Genomic DNA, 17,115 nt, shown 5'->3' with positions numbered 1-17,115 from the left:
CCTAGAACACGGCGGTGAAGCCACCCCAACCCCAGCCGACCGTGGATTGTCCATACCATCGGATCCAAGGTTGACCGCTGTTCAAGTAGTCGGAGCCTTTGCTGTAGTACATAGTGAGTCGTCCTGCGGTGTCGACGCTGTAAACATCCACGTTGCCGTCACCGTTGAAGTCGCCCGCCGAACCCACAAACGGGAAATCACCAAATCCCCAGCCAATGTCCGAAGTGCTGCCGTCCAACCGGCCACTCCGGCTCGCCTCGCGAAGCCTGAGGTAGCCATAATTGCGGGAGACGATCCCGAGGTTGTTCTTCCCGCCGAAGTGGCCCACGGTAAAGACCGGATCATTGTTAATCCAGTAGGTGTCCACGCCGTAGGCCTGAAGGAATCCGCCGTGGCCGTTGCCAGGGTAGAGGATGGCTTGATGCCATTGATCCACCACTATGAGGTCGTTACTTCCGTCTCCGTTGAAGTCTCCCGCAGCAGAGACGGTCTTGAAGCCCTGCCAGCCCTGGCCGATCTGGAATGACTTCTTCCAGCCACCTGTCCCGTTGCCTTGGTAGAGGAAAAGTCTTCCCTGGGAGTCACGACCTATGACATCCACGGTGCCGTCACCGTCAAAGTCGCCGGGAGAGAACAAGATATTGAAGACGTTCCATCCGGTACCAAGTATTTGGGCTGAACGCCAATTGCCCCGGCCATCAGTGGGATACAGAAGGAGTCGGCCCGCGGCGTCGCGGGCAAAGATATCCAAAGTGTCATCGCCATTGAATCCCCGGGCCCGGGGTTTCGCCGCAATTCGCAGCGGATAGTCTGCTTGCAGGGTGAGCCGGGATTCGGCGTCGTAGGAGACAGTGACAAAAACGGCGATCACGCGGCCGAGGTCCGCAGCTGTGGCCCGATATGTTGAGCCGGTGGCTCCGGGGACGGTTTGACCGTCCCGGGTCCATCTATAAGAGAAGGACGGCGTGCCACCCGCCGGAACAACAAATGGAGCGTACCCGCCTAGCTCCGCCTTCAGGAGGCCACCAACTGTGGGATCGCCATTGAGCTGCGGTTGTCCCATGTAAACCGGCCGGACCGCAGCCGAAAGCGCAGTCGATGCGCGGTCACCGGCATTCAAGGCGAGCGCAGCCTGGGCAGGGGCAGCGAGCATAGGAGCAGACATGACCGCTGCCAGCACCGTTGCGGTCACCATGCGCAGGAAACGCTGCTGGCGGCTGGCCTTGGACAGTGGAAGGGCAAGTGCAAGGTTCAAGATTCCCCCCGGGGACGGATAGTCGGTAAACGGGTTTAGAACACGGCGGTCAAGTAGCCCCAGCCGGTTCCGGGCTCTTGAGTTTGGCGGTAGTAGCTATATTGTTCCGTGGTCATTTGCTCGGTTTTGAAGACACCTTGGTCGGTGACGCTAAAGAAGTAATTAAAGCGATCGGACGAGTTGAAGCCGCCCAGACCGCCCATGAAAAGACTGGAGGCGTAGTTCCCCTGCAATACCTTCGAAGATAGCCAGCCCCCCTTGCCATCCGGGTAGTAGGCGAGCAGCCTGCCGTCCGTTGCGCGCCCAAGGAAGTCCGAGACGCCGTCTCCGTTGAAGTCGCCAGGGGTGAACACCTTGTTGAAGCCCTGCCATCCCTGACCCACCTGTGCCGCAGCCAGCCACCCGCCTCGTCCGTTGCCTGGGTAAAGGAAGAGCCGTCCTTGGGTGTCGCGGGCCAGGACGTCGCTGGTGCCGTCACCGTTGAAGTCACTGGCGGGGATGATTTCACTGAAACCGGCCCACCCGGTTCCAATGACCGAGGAACCAAGCCAGCCCCCGCGCCCGTCTCCCCGGTATAGCCATAGCTGTCCCGACTTGTCGCGGGCCATAACGTCCATGGCGCCGTCCCCGTCGAAGTCGCCAGGAGAAACCAATGAAGTGAAGCTTCCCCATCCCCAGCCCACGTCCTTGCTTCCGTTCTGGAAGGTGCCGTAAGAGCCACCGGAGAAGAGGGTGAGAGTCCCATTAGGTTTCCTGGTGAAAACATCGGGCTTCGCATCACCGTCGAAGTCCCTCATCAACGACTGGTACCTTACGGGCACCGGGTTGCCGCTGGGGGATATTCCTACAATGCTTCCGTCGTAACTGATGATCGCCGCGACCCCGAGTTGTTTGCCTGCGTCCGAGGGTTTAGGTGTGTACGTGGCTCCCGTCGCTCCAGGGATAGCTTCGGTATAGTTCAGCAGCCACTGATAGGTCACAGTCGGCTTAGCACCCGCTGGCAACCCTTGAATGGTGGTCGGGTCAAATACAGCCTTTGAGGTTGCCTTAACAGCGGGGAAGCCAACGATGGAGGGGCTTGCGGCCGATGCCAGGAAGAACGGCCTGCTCTCTACAGTTTCGGCATGATGGCCTTGCACCAATGCGGTCAGTTTCAGGGTCAGGCCCGAGCCCGTGCCGGCGAGGCCCCGGCTGACGTTGAACCAGCCGTTTATCCCCTCATAGGAACTGTCGAGGACACCGTCGCGGTACCAACTGAATACGTAGGAGGTAGGCTGGACCGCCCACGCCCCGTAGCCGACTTCATAATTCCATCTGTCAAACCCCGAGCCCTTCTGGATTCCAAGGGTTGGAAGCGAGATGTTGCTGTTCGGTGCCAGCTTCTTGACTGGATTGCTCACAGTGAAGTCAAGCGTTTCCCACGAAACGGGCAACTTGTAAGTGCCCGTGAAGTTCCGGGAGTAAGTCCACGACTCCGAACCGTAGGTGACACGGACCTCTTGGAGTTTGTGTGGTCCGTCGAAGAACGCATCTCCCGTGACTGTCAGCGAAGCTGTTGCGTTCAAAGTTCCGGCAGCCGGCGTTCCGGACCATTCGACGTCGTGTTTCGTCACCAACGATTCGTCCGAATAGGTGAAAACCACTCGCTGAGCCCGCTGTGACAGGGTGAAGTTGATCTGCACTTTGGCTCCTGGAACCACGGAGGCCGGAGACAGGGGCTTAATAGAGGTAAACAGCGGCACTGGCTCCTCGGCGGCGGCCGCCGGAGCAGCCGTCAGTGCAACTGTGGGTACAAGCATGGCTGCTGACATGGCCAATCCCATCAGCAGGGCAAGTAGCCGGCGCACTGTGCGCTTTCGTCCAGGCATGGCTGCCTTGGTTGTGATCAATTGGTCCCCCGGGGATGTGAAGTGAATATCAGCATGAGGTCGTTGCCTAGAAGACAGCAGTGAATGCATTCCAGCCCCAGCCAATGGTGGCCTGACGCTTCAATGCGATATGGCCTAAGCCATAGAACATGGTCAATCGCCCATCCGGGTGAATCCCGTACACCTCCGGGACCCCATCGCTGTCAAAATCCCCGGGTGCTCCGATGCGGCTGAAAGTCTCCCAGCCGTGGCCTGCGTAGGCACTGAAGGCATTCGGAGTCCAACTGTTGTCGTAGAAGTATCCGTTGCCGGATCCGCCGTAGGCTCTGAGCTCCCCGCGGTTGTCACGGGCAAAAATTGATCGTGACGACGGTGAGACAAAAGTATCGAACTCGCTCCAACCACCACTAAGCGTGTAGGGGGTCAGGAAGCCACCACGTCCGTTCCCGGGATACATCACCATCGTGTTCGAAGCATCCCGGGCAATCAGGTCTGCGGTGCCGTCACCGTTGAAGTCGCCCGGCGCCACGATATCCTTCATGCCACCCCAGCCTTGGCCGATCTGGAACGAGCGCAGCCAGCCACCCTGTCCGTTGCCTTGGTAGAGGTAGAGTCGCCCTGCTCCATCGCGCGCAATGACGTCCACGTTGCCATCCCCGTCAAAGTCGCCCGGTGAAAGAAGGGAGTTGAACCCGTTCCAGCCCTGACCTATTTTCTGCGCTGTCAGCCAGCCGCCTTGTCCATTGCTGGGATAAAGCCAGAGATTGCCGCCACCATCCCTGGCGAAGATATCCCCTGTGCCGTCCCCGTTAAAACCCTTTCCCCGCGTTTTATTTGCGAGTGTGCCAACCAGGTCCACCACCGAGCTGCCTGCAGAGCCGGCGTCGAACCGGGCAGTGACTCCGGCTGTGATGATGGTGCCCTTGTCGGCAAGGCTCGGTCTGTAATCCCGGGACGTCGCGCCAGGAATTGGGGTCCCGTTGCGCTTCCAGACATAGGTGTAGCTCGCTTGTCCTCCAACAGGGTCCACGCTGGCGGGGCCATGGTCCAGCCAAAGATGGCCTCCCACGGACGCATCACCGGTGATGTGCAGGTTCAATATCGAGACGTTTCGGGGCATCGGCCCGAAAGCATGGGTAGCGGCAGCCGTAGGCAGGTAGCCCGGGGCCCGTACCAACATGTTCGCCCAGATCATGTTTGCGGGATCGGAATACATGTTGGACTGGTACTCATCTTCGATTTCGTAATCGATGGGGGAACCGTTCCGGTACCACTGGAAGTTTGAAAAGGTTGGTTCGGCCGGCCAGGTGCCCCGTTGGATGCGGAGGACGGTGTTGGGAACCAGATCCCCCGATATACTCGGCGCTACCGTTGGGACCAGCTTCTGGAGTACCTTCGCTGGGTTGTTCACTGTGAAGTCACCGGTAGAAAGTGCCGCCCGCGCGGCGGTTCCTAACGGAACGGTCGAGGTCCGCTCCAGTGAGCCGTCACGTATGTAGCTGTCTTTAGCTAAACCGTCGAAGTAGGAAACCTCCACGCGCTCCAGGGTGTACTTACCGGATGCTTGGGCAGCAGTGACCGCTCCGGTAGCCGTGACGGTCTGGGGGCCCGGGGCGGGATTGCCTGCCCACGCGAGTTCAAAAGTAGTGACTTCGGAAGCGTCGCGGTAGATCAGCCGGACCGCCTGGGCAAGTTGGGAAAGCTTGACCTGGACTCCTGCAGTCTGTCCTGGGGCGAAGGTGGACTTTGCCGGCACCAAAGAGACAGGCACCGACGCCAGGTAGGGCAACATCGGGTTCTTGATCTTGAAGTCCTGTGTTGCTGGATCACCGAAGGGGGAGGTTCCTGTGCCAGGTGGGTAGACACTTCCGCCTCGGTAATAGACCTGCGACGCCCCTACGGTGGTGATCACCTGGACGTAGCTGACCTCGATCGTGCCATTGGGCCAAGAGGAGGCTGCAGCGACGCCCGCCACCGTGCCTGCTCTGGCACCCGCGGGAGCGGTCCACGCAAGAGTGTGCGTTCCCGCAGTACTCCGAAGCCCCACCTCAACGCGCTTGACCGCCACGGAAGTCGTGAAGTTGAAACTGACTGGCGCGCCGGCGTCGACCGTTGCAGGGGAGGTCCGCGCAAAAGTCGAGAGGACAGGCGTGGCCGCCACGGCGGGCGAAATGGGGGTCAAGACGACGAATGCCAACGTAAAAACCAGCGCCATGAGGAGCGCTCGCACCACCGAAGACGCAGCACGAAAGCGCAGAGCAGAATGAGACCCCAAAATTCCCCCAATTGGTGCAGACCAGAGCGGCCTGTCGAGGCCAATTGAGATGAGGATACAGCCCGGCCCCGCCGGGTACAGCTATTGGGATTGGATTATCGTTATTCGCTCAAATGTGTCGTGCGTCAAACCCCAAACTCAACCAATTTCGGCTTAGAACACCGCAGTGAACCCGCCCCAGCCCCAACCCACAACGCCGGCACCTTTCCAGCTGCCGCTGCCGTTGCCGTAGTACATGTTCAGTTGGCCGGCGGAGTCGATGGCCCAGACGTCGTTGACGCCGTCGCCATTGAAGTCGCCCGCACCGCCGATGCGCGGCATGACGTTCCAGCCGGTGCCGATGGCCCGCGCGGTGGTCCAGCCGCCGCTGCCGTTCCCGCCGTAGAGCCTGAGGTTGCCGGCACTGTCGCGGCCCATGACGTCGGGGTTGCCGTCGCCGTCGAAGTCGCCGGGGGAGAAGACCTGGCTGAGGGCATCCCAGCCTTGGCCCACTGCGCCCGGGGAACGGAAGCCGCCGGACCCGTTGCCGGGGTAGAGGACCAAAGCTCCTGCCGGTGTGCGTGCCAGGAGGTCGTTGGCGCCGTCTCCTGAGAAGTCACCTGCAGCGATGACGGAGTCGAAGACGTCCCAACCCCACCCGACTGCCTTGCGGGGAAGCCATCCGCCGGTACCGTTGCCCGGATAGAGGAAGAGCGTGCCTGCATCGTCGCGTGCCAGGACGTCGTTGAACCCGTCCCCGTTGAAGTCGCCGGCGTTGAGCACAAGATCGAAGACGTCCCAGCCGTATCCGATCGTTTTCGCCGTTTGCCAGCGTCCGGCGCCGTCCGTCGGGTACAGCAGAAGGTTCGCCGCGGCGTTCCGGGCGAACAGGTCAAAGGAGGTACCGGCGTCGAAACCTGCAGTGTGGGCCTTGTTCCGCACCACGGTCCGGCTGTACACGGTGAAGGGCCGCGTGGCAGTGGCCGGATTCCCGGCCTGGACCAGCGCACGGAAGCCGACGACGGCGCCACGGTCTGCCGCGGTCAACGTATAGGTTTTGGCGGTGGCCCCGTTAATGGGGGTACCGTTCCGCACCCATTCGTACTTGACGCTGGCGGTGCCGCCGGCTGTTCCGGTGGAGACGCTGGCCTCGTTGAAGACACCCGTGAGTTTCTCGCCGACGGTCAGCTTGCCCTGGAGCGTGGGGGCAGTGGCGGTGATGGGGGAGGTGGGCGTGAGCGGCAGGGAGGATGCCGATACAGCCCGGTAGCCTGCGCGGGTGGCTGTGACCCGCACGGACAGTGTCTGGTCCAGGTCGGCTTCGGCTACCCGGTAGCTGTTGGCGGTGGCGCCGGAGATGGGTTGGCCGTTCCGCAGCCACTGGTAGGCGAATCCTGTGGGAGGGTAGGTCCACGCGCCGTTGTCCGTGGTGAGAACCTGGTCGTAGCGGGCCACCCCGGATACCACTGGCGGCTTGGTGTTGGGGTTGTCCACGAGCGGGAATCCGGGGTTGTTGACGGCGAAGTCAACGCCGTCCAGGGCCCCCGGCCGCTGTGTCGGTGCTTCGAGGCCTTGGCTGATGGAGAGGATGTTGCCATCGCGGCCATAGCGCACGGAGCCCTGCCCGGCGGGAAGCACAATATTGACGCTGAGGAGCTTGTACCGGCCGGTTCGTTTAAAGGCACTTCCGTTGACCGGAACTTTGGCCTGTGCACTGTAGGGTCCTGGCGCCTGGCTGGTGGGGCCGTACAGGATGGCCTGCTCCAACGTGTCCTCGTTGACGTAGGCGAATCCCACTTCCTGGGCCGGCCCGCTGAGGGTGAAGGACAGGGAGATGATATTGCCGGGAACCACGGTTGCCGGTGATGTCCGCGTTACGACGGTGGGGAGGGGTGCCGGACCTGCTGCACGGGCACCCGGCGGCGGAACCGCTATGGCAAGGGCGGCGCACAGGAGTCCTGCCAGCAGGAGATGGAAACCACGCCGCATGGGGTGCTGTGAAGAAAGAACGGCAGAACGAAGTGTCATGGAATCCCCCAATCCTTAGAAGACTGCGTTGAACCCGCCCCAGCCCCAGCCGATGGCAGCGGCACCGTTCCAGCCGCCGTCGCCGTCACCGTAGTAGGCGAGCAGTTGACCCGAGCCGTCCACGGCGTAGACGTCTACGTTGCCGTTGCCGTCAATGTCGCCGGCCGCGCCGATGGTGGACATGGCGCCCCAGCCCTGGCCAACCACGGTCATGCCGGCCCAGCCGCCTGCCCCGTTGCCTTTGTAGAGGCGCAAGGCCCCGGCGGCGTCCCGTGCCAGGATGTCGACGTTGTGGTCGCCATTGAAGTCGCCGGGGGTGATGATGTTGTTGACGGCGTTCCAGCCGCTGCCCACCACGGAACGGCTGAGCCAGCCGCCCTTGCCGTTGCCCGGGTAGAGGTACAGGAGGCCGCTGGAGTCGCGGGCCAGGACGTCGTTGGTGCCGTCACCGTTGAAGTCGCCCGGTGCAACGATCGAGGTGAAGGCGTTCCAGCCGCTGCCTGCCTGGCGGCCGGCGAGGAAACCGCCGTCGCCGTTTCCTGCATAGAGGAAAAGGTTGCCTGCGGAGTCCTTGGCAAGAATGTCGTTGGCCCCGTCACCGGTGAAGTCACCAGGGGAGACCACGGTTCCAAAGCCGTTCCAGCCCGGCCCAACGGTGCGCGGGGCTTCCCAGGCATTGTTCAGGCGCGGATACATCATCAGGGTGCCGTCGGTGCGTCGGGCGAGCAGTTCGTAGGCGCCCCGCCCCGTGAAGCCGTTAGCCCTGTTGGAAGCGGAGATCGGGGCGGTCTCTTCGCTGGAGACTTCCAGCGGCTCGCACCCGTTCTGGCTGGCCACCACGTGGGCGGCGATGGTCTTGCCGCGATCGGATTCATCGAGCGTGTAAGTCCACCATGCCGGGTGGTCCTGGGCCCGAACGCCGTCGCGGGTCCAGTAAATGCCGTAGTCCGGGCCTGCGGCGGCGCCGCAACCACGGTAGGAGGCGGGGTCGATCTCAAGCGTGAGCGTTGAGCCGACAAACGGCGCTCCATGAATTACGGGATCCGAAGGGTCCATGGTTGCCATGGCTGGTGCCGGCGCGAAGGCGATTGCGGCGACGACCGCCGCTGCTATGCCAGCCACAACCCGGCGCACACCTGACGTAGGGCGCGTTGGTGCGTTCATGATGTCCTCCCCAGACTTTATGCGGCCAATTCTACCGCGGCTGGGATTTCTCTAGAAGATGGCTGTGAAAGCGCCCCAACCATTACCGACGACCTCGGAGGTCCGCCATCCTGTCCGCCCGTTGCCGTAGTAGATCACCAAACGGCCTTGCTGGTCCACGCCGTAGACATCGTTGAAACCGTCGTTGTCGAAGTCGCCGGCGGCACCCGCTGCTTTCAGCGCGTTCCATCCAACCCCGATCAGCCATGACCTGGTCCAGCCGCCGGCGCCATTGCCCCCATAGAAGTAGAGGTAACCGCTGCGGTCACGTGCCAGCACGTCCACGTTGCCATCGCCGTTGAAGTCTCCAGGGGTCAGCAGCGCGTCCATCATTTGCCAGCCCTGCCCGACGGCGGTCCTCGCCAACCAGCCTCCGGCGCCATTTCCCGGGTAGAGATACAGGGCGCCGCCCGGTTCACGGGCCAGGACGTCATTGTTGCCATCGCCGTTGAAGTCGCCGGGGCTGACGATGGTGTCGAAGACGTTCCATCCCTTGCCGATGGTTTGGGCCGGTTTCCAGCCGCCGGTTCCATCCCCGGCGTAAAGGTACAGGGTTCCCGCAGCGTCCCGTGCGATCACATCGCCCTTGCCGTCCCCGTCGAAGTCGCCCGGGGAGAACGTCAGGTTGAAGATGTTCCAGCCCCAGCCAACCGTCCGCGCCGCCTCCCAAGCGGTGCCCTTGCGGCCGTAAAGCTGCAACGCGCCGTCGGTGCCGCGGGCCAGCAGCTCATAGCTCCTGCCCGTGAACCCGGCTGCCCGGTTGGCCGCGCCGACGGGTTTGGTTTCGTCGCTGTGCAACGATTCGCCGCCGCAGGCCGTCTTGCTGGCGGTCACGTGGGCAGCCATCCGGGCGCCGGTGTCGTCGGGCTGGAGGGCATAGGTCCGTGCCGTCTCGCCGGCCACCAGGAATCCGTCCCGGGTCCAGTAGATCGTGAAGTCAGGGCCTTTCCCGCCCCCGCATCCGTAGAACGTGTACGGGCCGATGTCGGCGGTCAGCTTCTCGCCGACGAACGCTTTTCCGCTGAGGACGGGATCGGGACCGCTGTTTTGGGCGGCCGACGCCGGCAGGGGACCAAGTGCCATGGCCGCCACAGCGGCGGTCAGCAGCGCCGCTGCCATCCGGCGTCGAAATGTCCCCATATGTGCGTTCCTCCCGTGTGCGTGCCCGGTTGGGCTCCAGACCTGCATGCAGTGTATGTGCGTGGAGTGCCAATGGGCGGGAGCGGCGTGGGGGCTTTCGTGGGTGCCGGGCTCTCAGGAAACGATCATTTAGCTCCCGTATCATTGATGCGATCGGCCAGCCGCGGGTCCTTGACCCCAGCCGGCCGTTTCCTTGTCAGCCTGCCAGGAGATCGCCGGAAATGCCCGCCTCAAACTCACTGGAACCGTATTCCCTTGACCTGACCTCGGGGTTGCCCCGTATGGCTGCCGCGCCTACCACCCCGCGGCAGCAGCTGCGCTATGCCCGCATCCTGAAAACGGCGGAAGGGTTTGCCCAGCGGCAGTTTGATACCTTGAGCCTCTCCGACGTCGCGGCCCGGGCTGACATCCCCCTTGGCACGCTCTACCGCTACTTTCCCTCAACAGCCCATCTGATGCTGGCCGTGTACAGGCAGCAGTTGCGGGAGCTCCGGGATGGCGTCCGTCGCCGCGAAGGCAAAGGGCATGCGCTGGCCGGTTTGATGATGGAGATCTTCCACCTGAGGGTCATGCAGCCCGGTGTGGAGCACTGCCTCATCCGTCCTGCCGGCAAGGACGATGACACGGCGCAGCTTTTGCGGGAGATTGATGCGCTGTCCGAGGAAGTGGTGGGCTCGCTCAGCAAGGACCCCGGCAAGGACTCCGTGCGTGCCCGTATCCTGCTGCACCTGGTCAGCGGGTTGGTCCAAGCGGTGCGGTGCCGTCGCCTCTCCCTTTTTGAGGCTGAGAAGGATCTGAAGAAAGCCTGTTCCCTGCTGACCGGCGAATGAGGTCCGGCGCCTGCTGGTCTAGACCGGAGGTGCCAAGAACACGCTTTTTCGCATGACGTAGATCACATTTTGCGCTGGTTGAACGTTTTACTCTCGAATCGTCTCTCTTGGTATTGAATCTTGTACCCCTTCACGCTCCCTAGGCTGGAAACACCGAAGCGGCTAGCAGCCCCCTATCTGCAGAAGCAACGCCGGACCAGCCATCCTTGGTCCGCAACAGCAGTTCTGTTCCTGCCCGAACCATGCCGTGGGTCCACGGCTAGCCTGAGGAGACAAAGACGTGTCCATCGAGACAATTGCTACAGACAACGACGCCCTGGTACTGACCGAAGAAGAGATCTTCGCAGCCCACGAAGGCGGCAAGCTGACCATCTCCAGCACCGTACCGCTGAACAACAAGCGCGATCTTTCCATCGCCTACACCCCCGGAGTTGCCCAGGTCAGCCGGGCGATCCACGCAAATCCCGAGCTTGCCCGCACCCACACTTGGGCCGAGCGCCTGGTTGTTGTGGTCAGCGATGGCACCGCAGTTCTTGGCCTTGGCAACATTGGCCCGAGCGCCTCCCTTCCGGTCATGGAAGGCAAGTCCGCCCTGTTCAAGTCCTTCGGGGACCTCGACTCCATTCCGCTGGTGCTCAACACCACCAACGTGGACGAGATCATCGAAACCCTCGTCCGCCTGCGCCCCAGCTTCGGCGCCGTGAACCTCGAGGACATTTCGGCTCCGCGCTGCTTCGAACTCGAAGAGCGGCTCATCGAAGCCCTCGACTGCCCGGTCATGCACGATGACCAGCATGGCACTGCCGTCGTTGTTCTCGCAGCCCTGACCAACGCCGCCAAGGTCACGCAGCGCGAACTCGCCGGGCTCAAGGTTGTGGTGTCCGGCGCAGGTGCCGCGGGCATCGCCATTGCCGAGATTCTTCTTGCTGTTGGCGTCAAGGACGTCATCCTGCTCGACTCCAAGGGCGTGGTCAACGCTGACCGTGCAGACCTCGTGGCCGATCCCGGCAGCGTCAAGGCCCGCATGGCACAGCGCACCAACCCCCGTGGCGTCATCGGTGGCCCGGGTGAGGGACTGACGGGTGCCGACGTGTTTGTTGGTGTTTCCTCCTCCAAGCTGGACGAAGAACACTTGAAGCTCATGAACGATCAGTCGATCGTGTTCGCCCTGTCCAACCCGGACCCGGAAGTGCTTCCCGAGGTCGCCCGGAAGTACGCAGCCGTTGTTGCCACCGGCCGCAGCGACTTCCCGAACCAGATCAACAACGTGCTGGCCTTCCCCGGCATTTTCCGCGGCGCACTCGATGCCCGGGCCCGCCGCATCACGCCCGCCATGAAGATCGCCGCTGCCAACGCCATCGCTGAGCTGGCCGCGGAAGACCTCTCCGCCGATTACATCGTGCCGAGCCCGCTGGATGCCCGCGTGGCACCGGCGGTCACCGCGGCGGTTGCGGCCGCCGTCGCAGAATAGCGTTACTGGGTAGCGGCTACTACTGCTGGACCGACGACGGCGACGCCTCCCGTGCTGGGGAGCGTCGCCGTCGTTTGTGGTTAATGGGTGCGGAAGCAACCCGGGGTCACTACTGCGCCCCTGGGCGTTACTGCACCCCTGGGCGTGTCAAGGGGGCCACAAGTGACCCCGCGTTGCTGCTCATAGACTGGTGGACATGAATGCCGAACTTATCGTGACCATCCTGTGCGGCCTGGCCATTGCGGTAGGTGTTGCCGGGACCATCATTCCTGTACTCCCGGGCAGTATCCTCATCGGCGCGAGCCTGCTGGCCTGGGCCATTTGGGGTGGTGCAGGTCCGGTTGGCTGGGTGATCTTTGCCATCGGAATGTTGTTCGTGGTGGCGGGCATGGCAGCAAGTGCCGTACTTACCGGTCGGAAACTGAAGCAGCATGGCATCCCCAACCGGTCAGTGCTGATCGGCGTGGTGTTGGGCGTGGTGGGCATGTTCGTGATTCCCGTGGTGGGGCTCTTTGTGGGCTTCGCCGTCGGCCTCCTCCTCAGCGAGGTCCAGCGGACCCGCGACTTCCGCACTGCCGTCCGCTCAAGCGGCGCAGCGCTCAAAGCCACTGGTATTGGCATCCTGGTGGAGTTCGGGCTGGCGTGTGCCGCGGCGAGTACCTGGATCATCGGCGTCTGGATCAACGCCGTGAACGGCTAAGGCCGGTTGGCCCCTCCAGGCCTCTAAAACGCGTCACGGGATGGCAAAAGATGACAATCCCGGGCTCCGGGATTGTCATCTTTTGCCATCTGGGCGTGAAGCAGGGGAGCTAGTGACGGGCCGGGGCTCCAAGCGGGACCTGGACCCGTGCGGGGCGGAAGCTTGCGCCGGCGCCGGGGAACAGCGGGATGTCGATCCGTGCGTGCGTGTGGATTTCCTGCACGGTGTCCATGGTGTGTTGGGCAATGGAAGCCAGTGTGGTGACCCACATGCCGTCCAAATCCTTGACCCGCTCCATCAACTGTTCCAAGGCAACGGCACGGGATGGCCGGCCTGAGATGAACGGGTGGTTGGTCAGGACGAAGCAGCTTCCCTGCGAATGGTGGGCCTGTGCCTCCAAGGTCCACATTTCCAAGGCCTTGGCCGGGCTCTCGATGACCCCGCTGCCGGTGACTCCGGGGTAGAACCCGTACTGCTCCCAGTCATCGAGCGCCCAGTCCACGGGAATCTCCACGATGTCCCGGGAGTCATCCTCGGCCACCGACATGCGGTAGGGGGCGTCGCCGTCGAGCAGGCTTGAGTCGTAGAGGAAGCCGCGGTCCGCCAGCAGTGCCGGGGACTGCCAGTTCAGCTCCCACCAGGGCGCCCGGTAACCAACGGGCCGGACGCCCGCAACCTTCGCCAGGGCCTCGAGGCCCCGGTCAAGGTAGCTGGCTTCAGTGGCGGCGTCGATGCCCTGCATGGGCTCGTGAAGGTAGCCGTGGTGCGCGATCTCATGCCCGCCATCGGCGATCCTGCGTACGACGTCCGGGTAGCTTTCCGCCGTGAAGCCGGGAATGAAGAACGTTGCCTTGATGTCCTGGCGGTCAAGGATCTGAAGCAAACGCGGCACGGCAATCTTGGGACCGTATGACTGGTGGCTCATGAGGGACATGCGCTTGGTGCTGGAGGGATCATGGGCGATGGTGCAGGACTCGGCATCGACGTCGAAGGTGAAGGACGCAGCTGCCCGGTAGCCCTCGGGCCAGGTGATCGGGTGGAGCGAATCAGCGAAAGCGGGCTGGTTCATGCTGTGGTCCTTTCGGGAACTGCGGGTGCGGGTGCCGCCGGATCGGTGGCGACGGGGTCTGTGACGACGGGCATCGTGGCGGCGTCCGTGGCGGCGGGCGCCGTGGCGGAGACGTGGTTGGACTCGGCCAGGAGGTATTTCTTGTGGGCCCGTGGGCCGAGGATTGCGTAGGCGGCCGCGCTGGTGAGTCCGCCGGCCAGCCAGGAGAGGTCCCAGCCGCCCAGGGCCACGGCGATGGGTCCCTGCATGGCGGGAACAAGGCCGTACATGAACAACCAGGTGGAGAAGATGCCTACCAGCAGCGAGACGATTCCGGCCCAGTTGATGACGGGCAAGCGGCGTGTTCCTACTGGATCAAAGAGGCGGTCAACCTTGGCGGGCCAACGCTTTTCCAGCCAGAAGTAGTGGACCAGCATGACCCCGCCCCACGCCGCAACCCAGGCAACCAGACCGATCAGCCAGGCATCGAGTACGGCAGCGAAGTCCTCTTGGAAGATGAAGAACACGACGGCGATGAGCGAGAAGGCGCCCACGAACAGGTTCAGCTTTCGGCGGCTGATCTTGATGTCCAGGGCCTGTGTCGCCACGGAAAAGGTGTAGATGTTCAGGATGTTGGTGGCGATGGGGCCGTGCAGCACCATGAGCAGGACAGGCAGGGCCATGACGCCGAAGTTCTGGACGATCAGTTTTCCGGGGTCGATTTCGCCGCTGTTGGTGGCAAGGCTGGCACCGAGGACACCGAGCCACACCACCGGGATGAACTGGCCCAGGACCGAGGCAAGGTAGACCTTGCGCTTGGGAACGGAGGTGCTGACGAAGCGGGAGTAGTCGGCGGCGTAGGTGAACCAGGTGATTCCCCAGCCGATTCCGATGGCCGTCATCACAGCGCTCATGGCGGCAATGCGCTCGGAGCCTTCCAGGATGTTGCCGGCCGGTCCTGCGTAGCCCCAGTCGATCTTCATGCCGAACCAGGCCACGCAGGACATGACCGCCAGGATGATGATGGTGGGCGGGACGGTCCATTTTTCAAAGGCCGCTATGGCTTTGTAGCCGAACCAGGCGATGGCAACCTGTGCTGCCATGATGGCCGTGGCCACGCCGATCTTCCAAGCGTAATTCTTGGCGTCGGGATCCACCCAGCCAAGGGTGCCAAAGAGGGCCATGACCAGATCCAGGATGATCCAGGTGTTCACTGCGCACCAGCCGATCACCAGGAGGGCCTGGATGGCGGCCGGCAGGTAGTTGCCGCGGCGGCCAAAGGCGGCGCGGGCCAATACCATTCCGGTGGCGCCGGTCTTTTGGCCAAGGAGGACGAAGCAGCCGAACAGCAGCATGCCGATCAGGTTTCCCAGGACCAGCACAATCACTGTGTCAGCGAAGCCGAGGCCCAGATGGATGCCAAGGGCGCCGAGCACCCAGTTGATGGGGGCAAGGTTGGCGCCCGCCCAGATCCAGAACTGTCCGGATACTTTGCGCGTACGTTCTGCTTCGGGAATTGGTTGAAGCCAGGCTTCGCTGTCATGGGCCGGCTCCGTTGCCGGTTTTGACAGCGCTGGACTGGAAGGCGAAGGGGAGAGGTTGTCTTGCATGGGAGAGCCTCCGTGTATGAAAGGGACTCCTTCAGCGTATGTGCCTCAAATCACAGCGACAAGATACGATGTGTCTAAACAAATCCTCGAACACCGTACGGAGTGTCATGTCAATCCTGCTGGGTGCCGCTTTGGAGTACGAAAGCCTGAAAGCCGCTGATCCACGGCTGCTCAATCAGGTTCCGGAAGCCATGAACCGCGCGGTCCGCTGGGTCCACTCCAGCGAGGTCCTGGACATCGCCCCGCTCCTCAGTGGCGGTGAGTTGTTGTTGAGCGGTGGGCAGGCGATCGCAGGCGTAGCCCCTGAACGGCAGGCAGACTATGTCCGTGAACTGGCGGCCCGGGGGATTGCGGCGCTTGCGTTGGAAACCGGTCCTGCACTTCCGGAAATACCCGTCACCATGCTGGAGATAGCCGAGGCCGCCAGCCTGCCGGTCATCGAGTTGCGTCAGGTTGTCCCTTTTGTGGGGGTGATGCAGGAGATCAACTCGCTCCTGGTCAGTGAATCCGTGGAGCACCTGCAGCGCGGTGACCAAGCCAGCCATGCCATGGCCGCTGAACTTGCCCATGGTGGCGGGCTCGACCAACTCCTGGCTGTCCTGTCCGAAAAGACGGGCGCCGGCGTGCGCCTGGTCTCCCCGTCGGGGCTTACGCTGGGCGCTGCCGGCGGCGCGTTTCCGGCCGGCACCTCTCCCCTTGACGGCCGGGGCGCCTCTGCCCTCAACGGCCAGGGCACTGTCGCCACGGTGGACGTGCCGGTCCGCGGCGTTCTGGCGGCGCGTCTGGAACTGCACATATACGACGGCGTTGATGGTGGCCTCGCGCGGGTGGCCGGCGAGCGATCCGTGGACATCCTCGGCTTGGCGTTGTTGCAACGGATGCCGCCAGGGCTGAAGGAGTTGGCGGGCATTGAGCTCATGCGTGCCATCAATTCGGGGAGCCAGCGCTGGCAGCTGCAGCAACTCGGGCCGGCGTCGGGATTTCCTGTTAACGGCGCAGTGGCCGCAGTGGTGATCCGCTCAACGGGTGCGGGGCATTTGCGCCCGGCAGTGGATGCGCTGCTCCGCACCTGCGTGACGCACAGTGCGAGCTATGCCAACAATGCTGAGCTGATGGCCCTGGCCGCTTTAAGCGATGGAGCAGCCACGCGCCGTTTCCTTGTGGACGCACTGCGTGAGCTGGAAGTACCGGCCGGTTCGGTGGTGGCCGTGGGGCCGTTGGGTTCCGGAATCGATGATGCGCCGTGGTCCCTGGCCGAAGCGCGGCGGGCCCTGGACCTGCACCCCATAGCGGGGGAGGTGGTGGATGCTGAGACGTTGGCTGTTGAGCTCCTTGCGGAGGAATCGCTGGACCCGGCCACGCGGGAAGGGTTCGTGCAGCGGCAGCTGGGTGCCGTCGTCGAGCATGACCGCCTGAAGAAGTCCGAACTGATGCTGACGCTGGCCGTTTGGTTGGATACCGGCTGCAACACTGCCCAGGCCGCACGTGAGCTGCACTTAGAGCGGCAGTCCTTGCATCACCGGCTCCAGCGGATTTTTGAGTTGTGTGGCGGTGATCCACGGGGAACGGGACGGTTGGCTGCACTGCACCTGGCAACCCGGCTGGCTCGTTTGTAGGGCCCCCGTTAAACGCCAATTCGATGGTTCCCTGCACACGGTGCCGTTCGCAACGGCGCATACGCAGGGAACCATCGAAATGGTTGCTTTGC

At 63.1% G+C, this 17,115-nt stretch carries 12 protein-coding genes; 4 read left to right on the top strand and 8 right to left on the bottom strand.

The window, feature by feature from the left end:
- Position 1: 1 nt before the first annotated feature.
- The 6 genes from LDN85_RS20180 to LDN85_RS20155 form a co-directional block, all read right to left on the bottom strand.
- The gene (locus LDN85_RS20180; RefSeq protein ID WP_223943983.1) at positions 2-1,255 is read right to left on the bottom strand and encodes an FG-GAP-like repeat-containing protein; all 1,254 of its coding nucleotides are present in this window, start codon (positions 1,253-1,255) and stop codon (positions 2-4) included.
- A 35-nt stretch (positions 1,256-1,290) separates the two neighbouring features.
- On the bottom strand, positions 1,291-3,123 hold the full coding sequence (locus LDN85_RS20175) for an FG-GAP-like repeat-containing protein (protein WP_223943982.1): 1,833 nt from the start codon (positions 3,121-3,123) through the stop codon (positions 1,291-1,293).
- A 67-nt stretch (positions 3,124-3,190) separates the two neighbouring features.
- A complete protein-coding gene (locus LDN85_RS20170; protein WP_223943981.1) occupies positions 3,191-5,338 on the bottom strand; it encodes an FG-GAP-like repeat-containing protein in 2,148 nt (715 codons plus the stop codon).
- Positions 5,339-5,551: 213 nt separating this feature from the next.
- On the bottom strand, positions 5,552-7,405 hold the full coding sequence (locus tag LDN85_RS20165) for an FG-GAP-like repeat-containing protein (RefSeq protein ID WP_223943979.1): 1,854 nt from the start codon (positions 7,403-7,405) through the stop codon (positions 5,552-5,554).
- Between the two features lie 15 nt (positions 7,406-7,420).
- The gene (locus LDN85_RS20160; RefSeq protein ID WP_223943978.1) at positions 7,421-8,569 is read right to left on the bottom strand and encodes a VCBS repeat-containing protein; all 1,149 of its coding nucleotides are present in this window, start codon (positions 8,567-8,569) and stop codon (positions 7,421-7,423) included.
- A 51-nt stretch (positions 8,570-8,620) separates the two neighbouring features.
- Positions 8,621-9,748 (bottom strand): VCBS repeat-containing protein, encoded by a 1,128-nt coding sequence (locus tag LDN85_RS20155; RefSeq protein ID WP_223943976.1) that lies wholly within the window; start codon positions 9,746-9,748, stop codon positions 8,621-8,623.
- Positions 9,749-9,969: 221 nt separating this feature from the next.
- On the opposite strand from LDN85_RS20155, the gene LDN85_RS20150 reads away from it, so the two are divergent.
- The 3 genes from LDN85_RS20150 (at position 9,970) to LDN85_RS20140 (ending at position 12,749) form a co-directional block, all read left to right on the top strand.
- Positions 9,970-10,578, top strand: coding sequence for a TetR/AcrR family transcriptional regulator (locus LDN85_RS20150; RefSeq protein WP_026542974.1), 609 nt, complete (start codon positions 9,970-9,972; stop codon positions 10,576-10,578).
- 280 nt (positions 10,579-10,858) lie between these two features.
- Positions 10,859-12,049, top strand: coding sequence for an NADP-dependent malic enzyme (locus tag LDN85_RS20145; RefSeq protein WP_223943975.1), 1,191 nt, complete (start codon positions 10,859-10,861; stop codon positions 12,047-12,049).
- 196 nt (positions 12,050-12,245) lie between these two features.
- On the top strand, positions 12,246-12,749 hold the full coding sequence (locus LDN85_RS20140) for a DUF456 domain-containing protein (protein WP_091553180.1): 504 nt from the start codon (positions 12,246-12,248) through the stop codon (positions 12,747-12,749).
- A gap of 109 nt (positions 12,750-12,858) precedes the next feature.
- Here the strand turns inward: LDN85_RS20140 and LDN85_RS20135 are convergent, their stop codons facing one another.
- Both LDN85_RS20135 and LDN85_RS20130 read right to left on the bottom strand, forming a co-directional pair.
- A complete protein-coding gene (locus tag LDN85_RS20135) occupies positions 12,859-13,818 on the bottom strand; it encodes a polysaccharide deacetylase (protein WP_223943974.1) in 960 nt (319 codons plus the stop codon).
- Positions 13,815-15,407 carry a cytosine permease gene (locus LDN85_RS20130; protein WP_223943973.1) on the bottom strand — a complete coding sequence of 531 codons (1,593 nt, stop codon included), beginning with the start codon at positions 15,405-15,407 and terminating at the stop codon, positions 13,815-13,817. Before LDN85_RS20130 ends, LDN85_RS20135 begins: the two co-directional genes overlap by 4 nt.
- 107 nt (positions 15,408-15,514) lie before the next feature.
- Between LDN85_RS20130 and LDN85_RS20125 the strand changes: the two genes are divergently transcribed.
- Entirely contained in the window at positions 15,515-17,023 is a 1,509-nt protein-coding gene (locus tag LDN85_RS20125; RefSeq protein WP_223943971.1) for a PucR family transcriptional regulator ligand-binding domain-containing protein, read from the top strand.
- Positions 17,024-17,115 lie beyond the last annotated feature (92 nt).

The organism is Arthrobacter sp. StoSoilB20 (assembly GCF_019977295.1).
In the GTDB taxonomy this organism is placed as follows: Bacteria; Actinomycetota; Actinomycetes; order Actinomycetales; family Micrococcaceae; genus Arthrobacter; species Arthrobacter nicotinovorans_A.
Note: the sequence above shows the minus strand (reverse complement) of the source record. Positions and strands in the feature narration are given on the sequence as shown.

Coding starts and splice junctions, on each gene's coding strand:
- LDN85_RS20130 (WP_223943973.1), bottom strand. CDS start 15,407: ATGCAAGACAACCTCTCCCCTTCGCCTTCCAGTCCAGCGCTGTCAAAA.
- LDN85_RS20125 (WP_223943971.1), top strand. CDS start 15,515: ATGTCAATCCTGCTGGGTGCCGCTTTGGAGTACGAAAGCCTGAAAGCC.
- LDN85_RS20165 (WP_223943979.1), bottom strand. CDS start 7,405: ATGACACTTCGTTCTGCCGTTCTTTCTTCACAGCACCCCATGCGGCGT.
- LDN85_RS20160 (WP_223943978.1), bottom strand. CDS start 8,569: ATGAACGCACCAACGCGCCCTACGTCAGGTGTGCGCCGGGTTGTGGCT.
- LDN85_RS20175 (WP_223943982.1), bottom strand. CDS start 3,123: ATGCCTGGACGAAAGCGCACAGTGCGCCGGCTACTTGCCCTGCTGATG.
- LDN85_RS20150 (WP_026542974.1), top strand. CDS start 9,970: ATGCCCGCCTCAAACTCACTGGAACCGTATTCCCTTGACCTGACCTCG.
- LDN85_RS20155 (WP_223943976.1), bottom strand. CDS start 9,748: ATGGGGACATTTCGACGCCGGATGGCAGCGGCGCTGCTGACCGCCGCT.
- LDN85_RS20140 (WP_091553180.1), top strand. CDS start 12,246: ATGAATGCCGAACTTATCGTGACCATCCTGTGCGGCCTGGCCATTGCG.
- LDN85_RS20135 (WP_223943974.1), bottom strand. CDS start 13,818: ATGAACCAGCCCGCTTTCGCTGATTCGCTCCACCCGATCACCTGGCCC.
- LDN85_RS20170 (WP_223943981.1), bottom strand. CDS start 5,338: ATGGCGCTGGTTTTTACGTTGGCATTCGTCGTCTTGACCCCCATTTCG.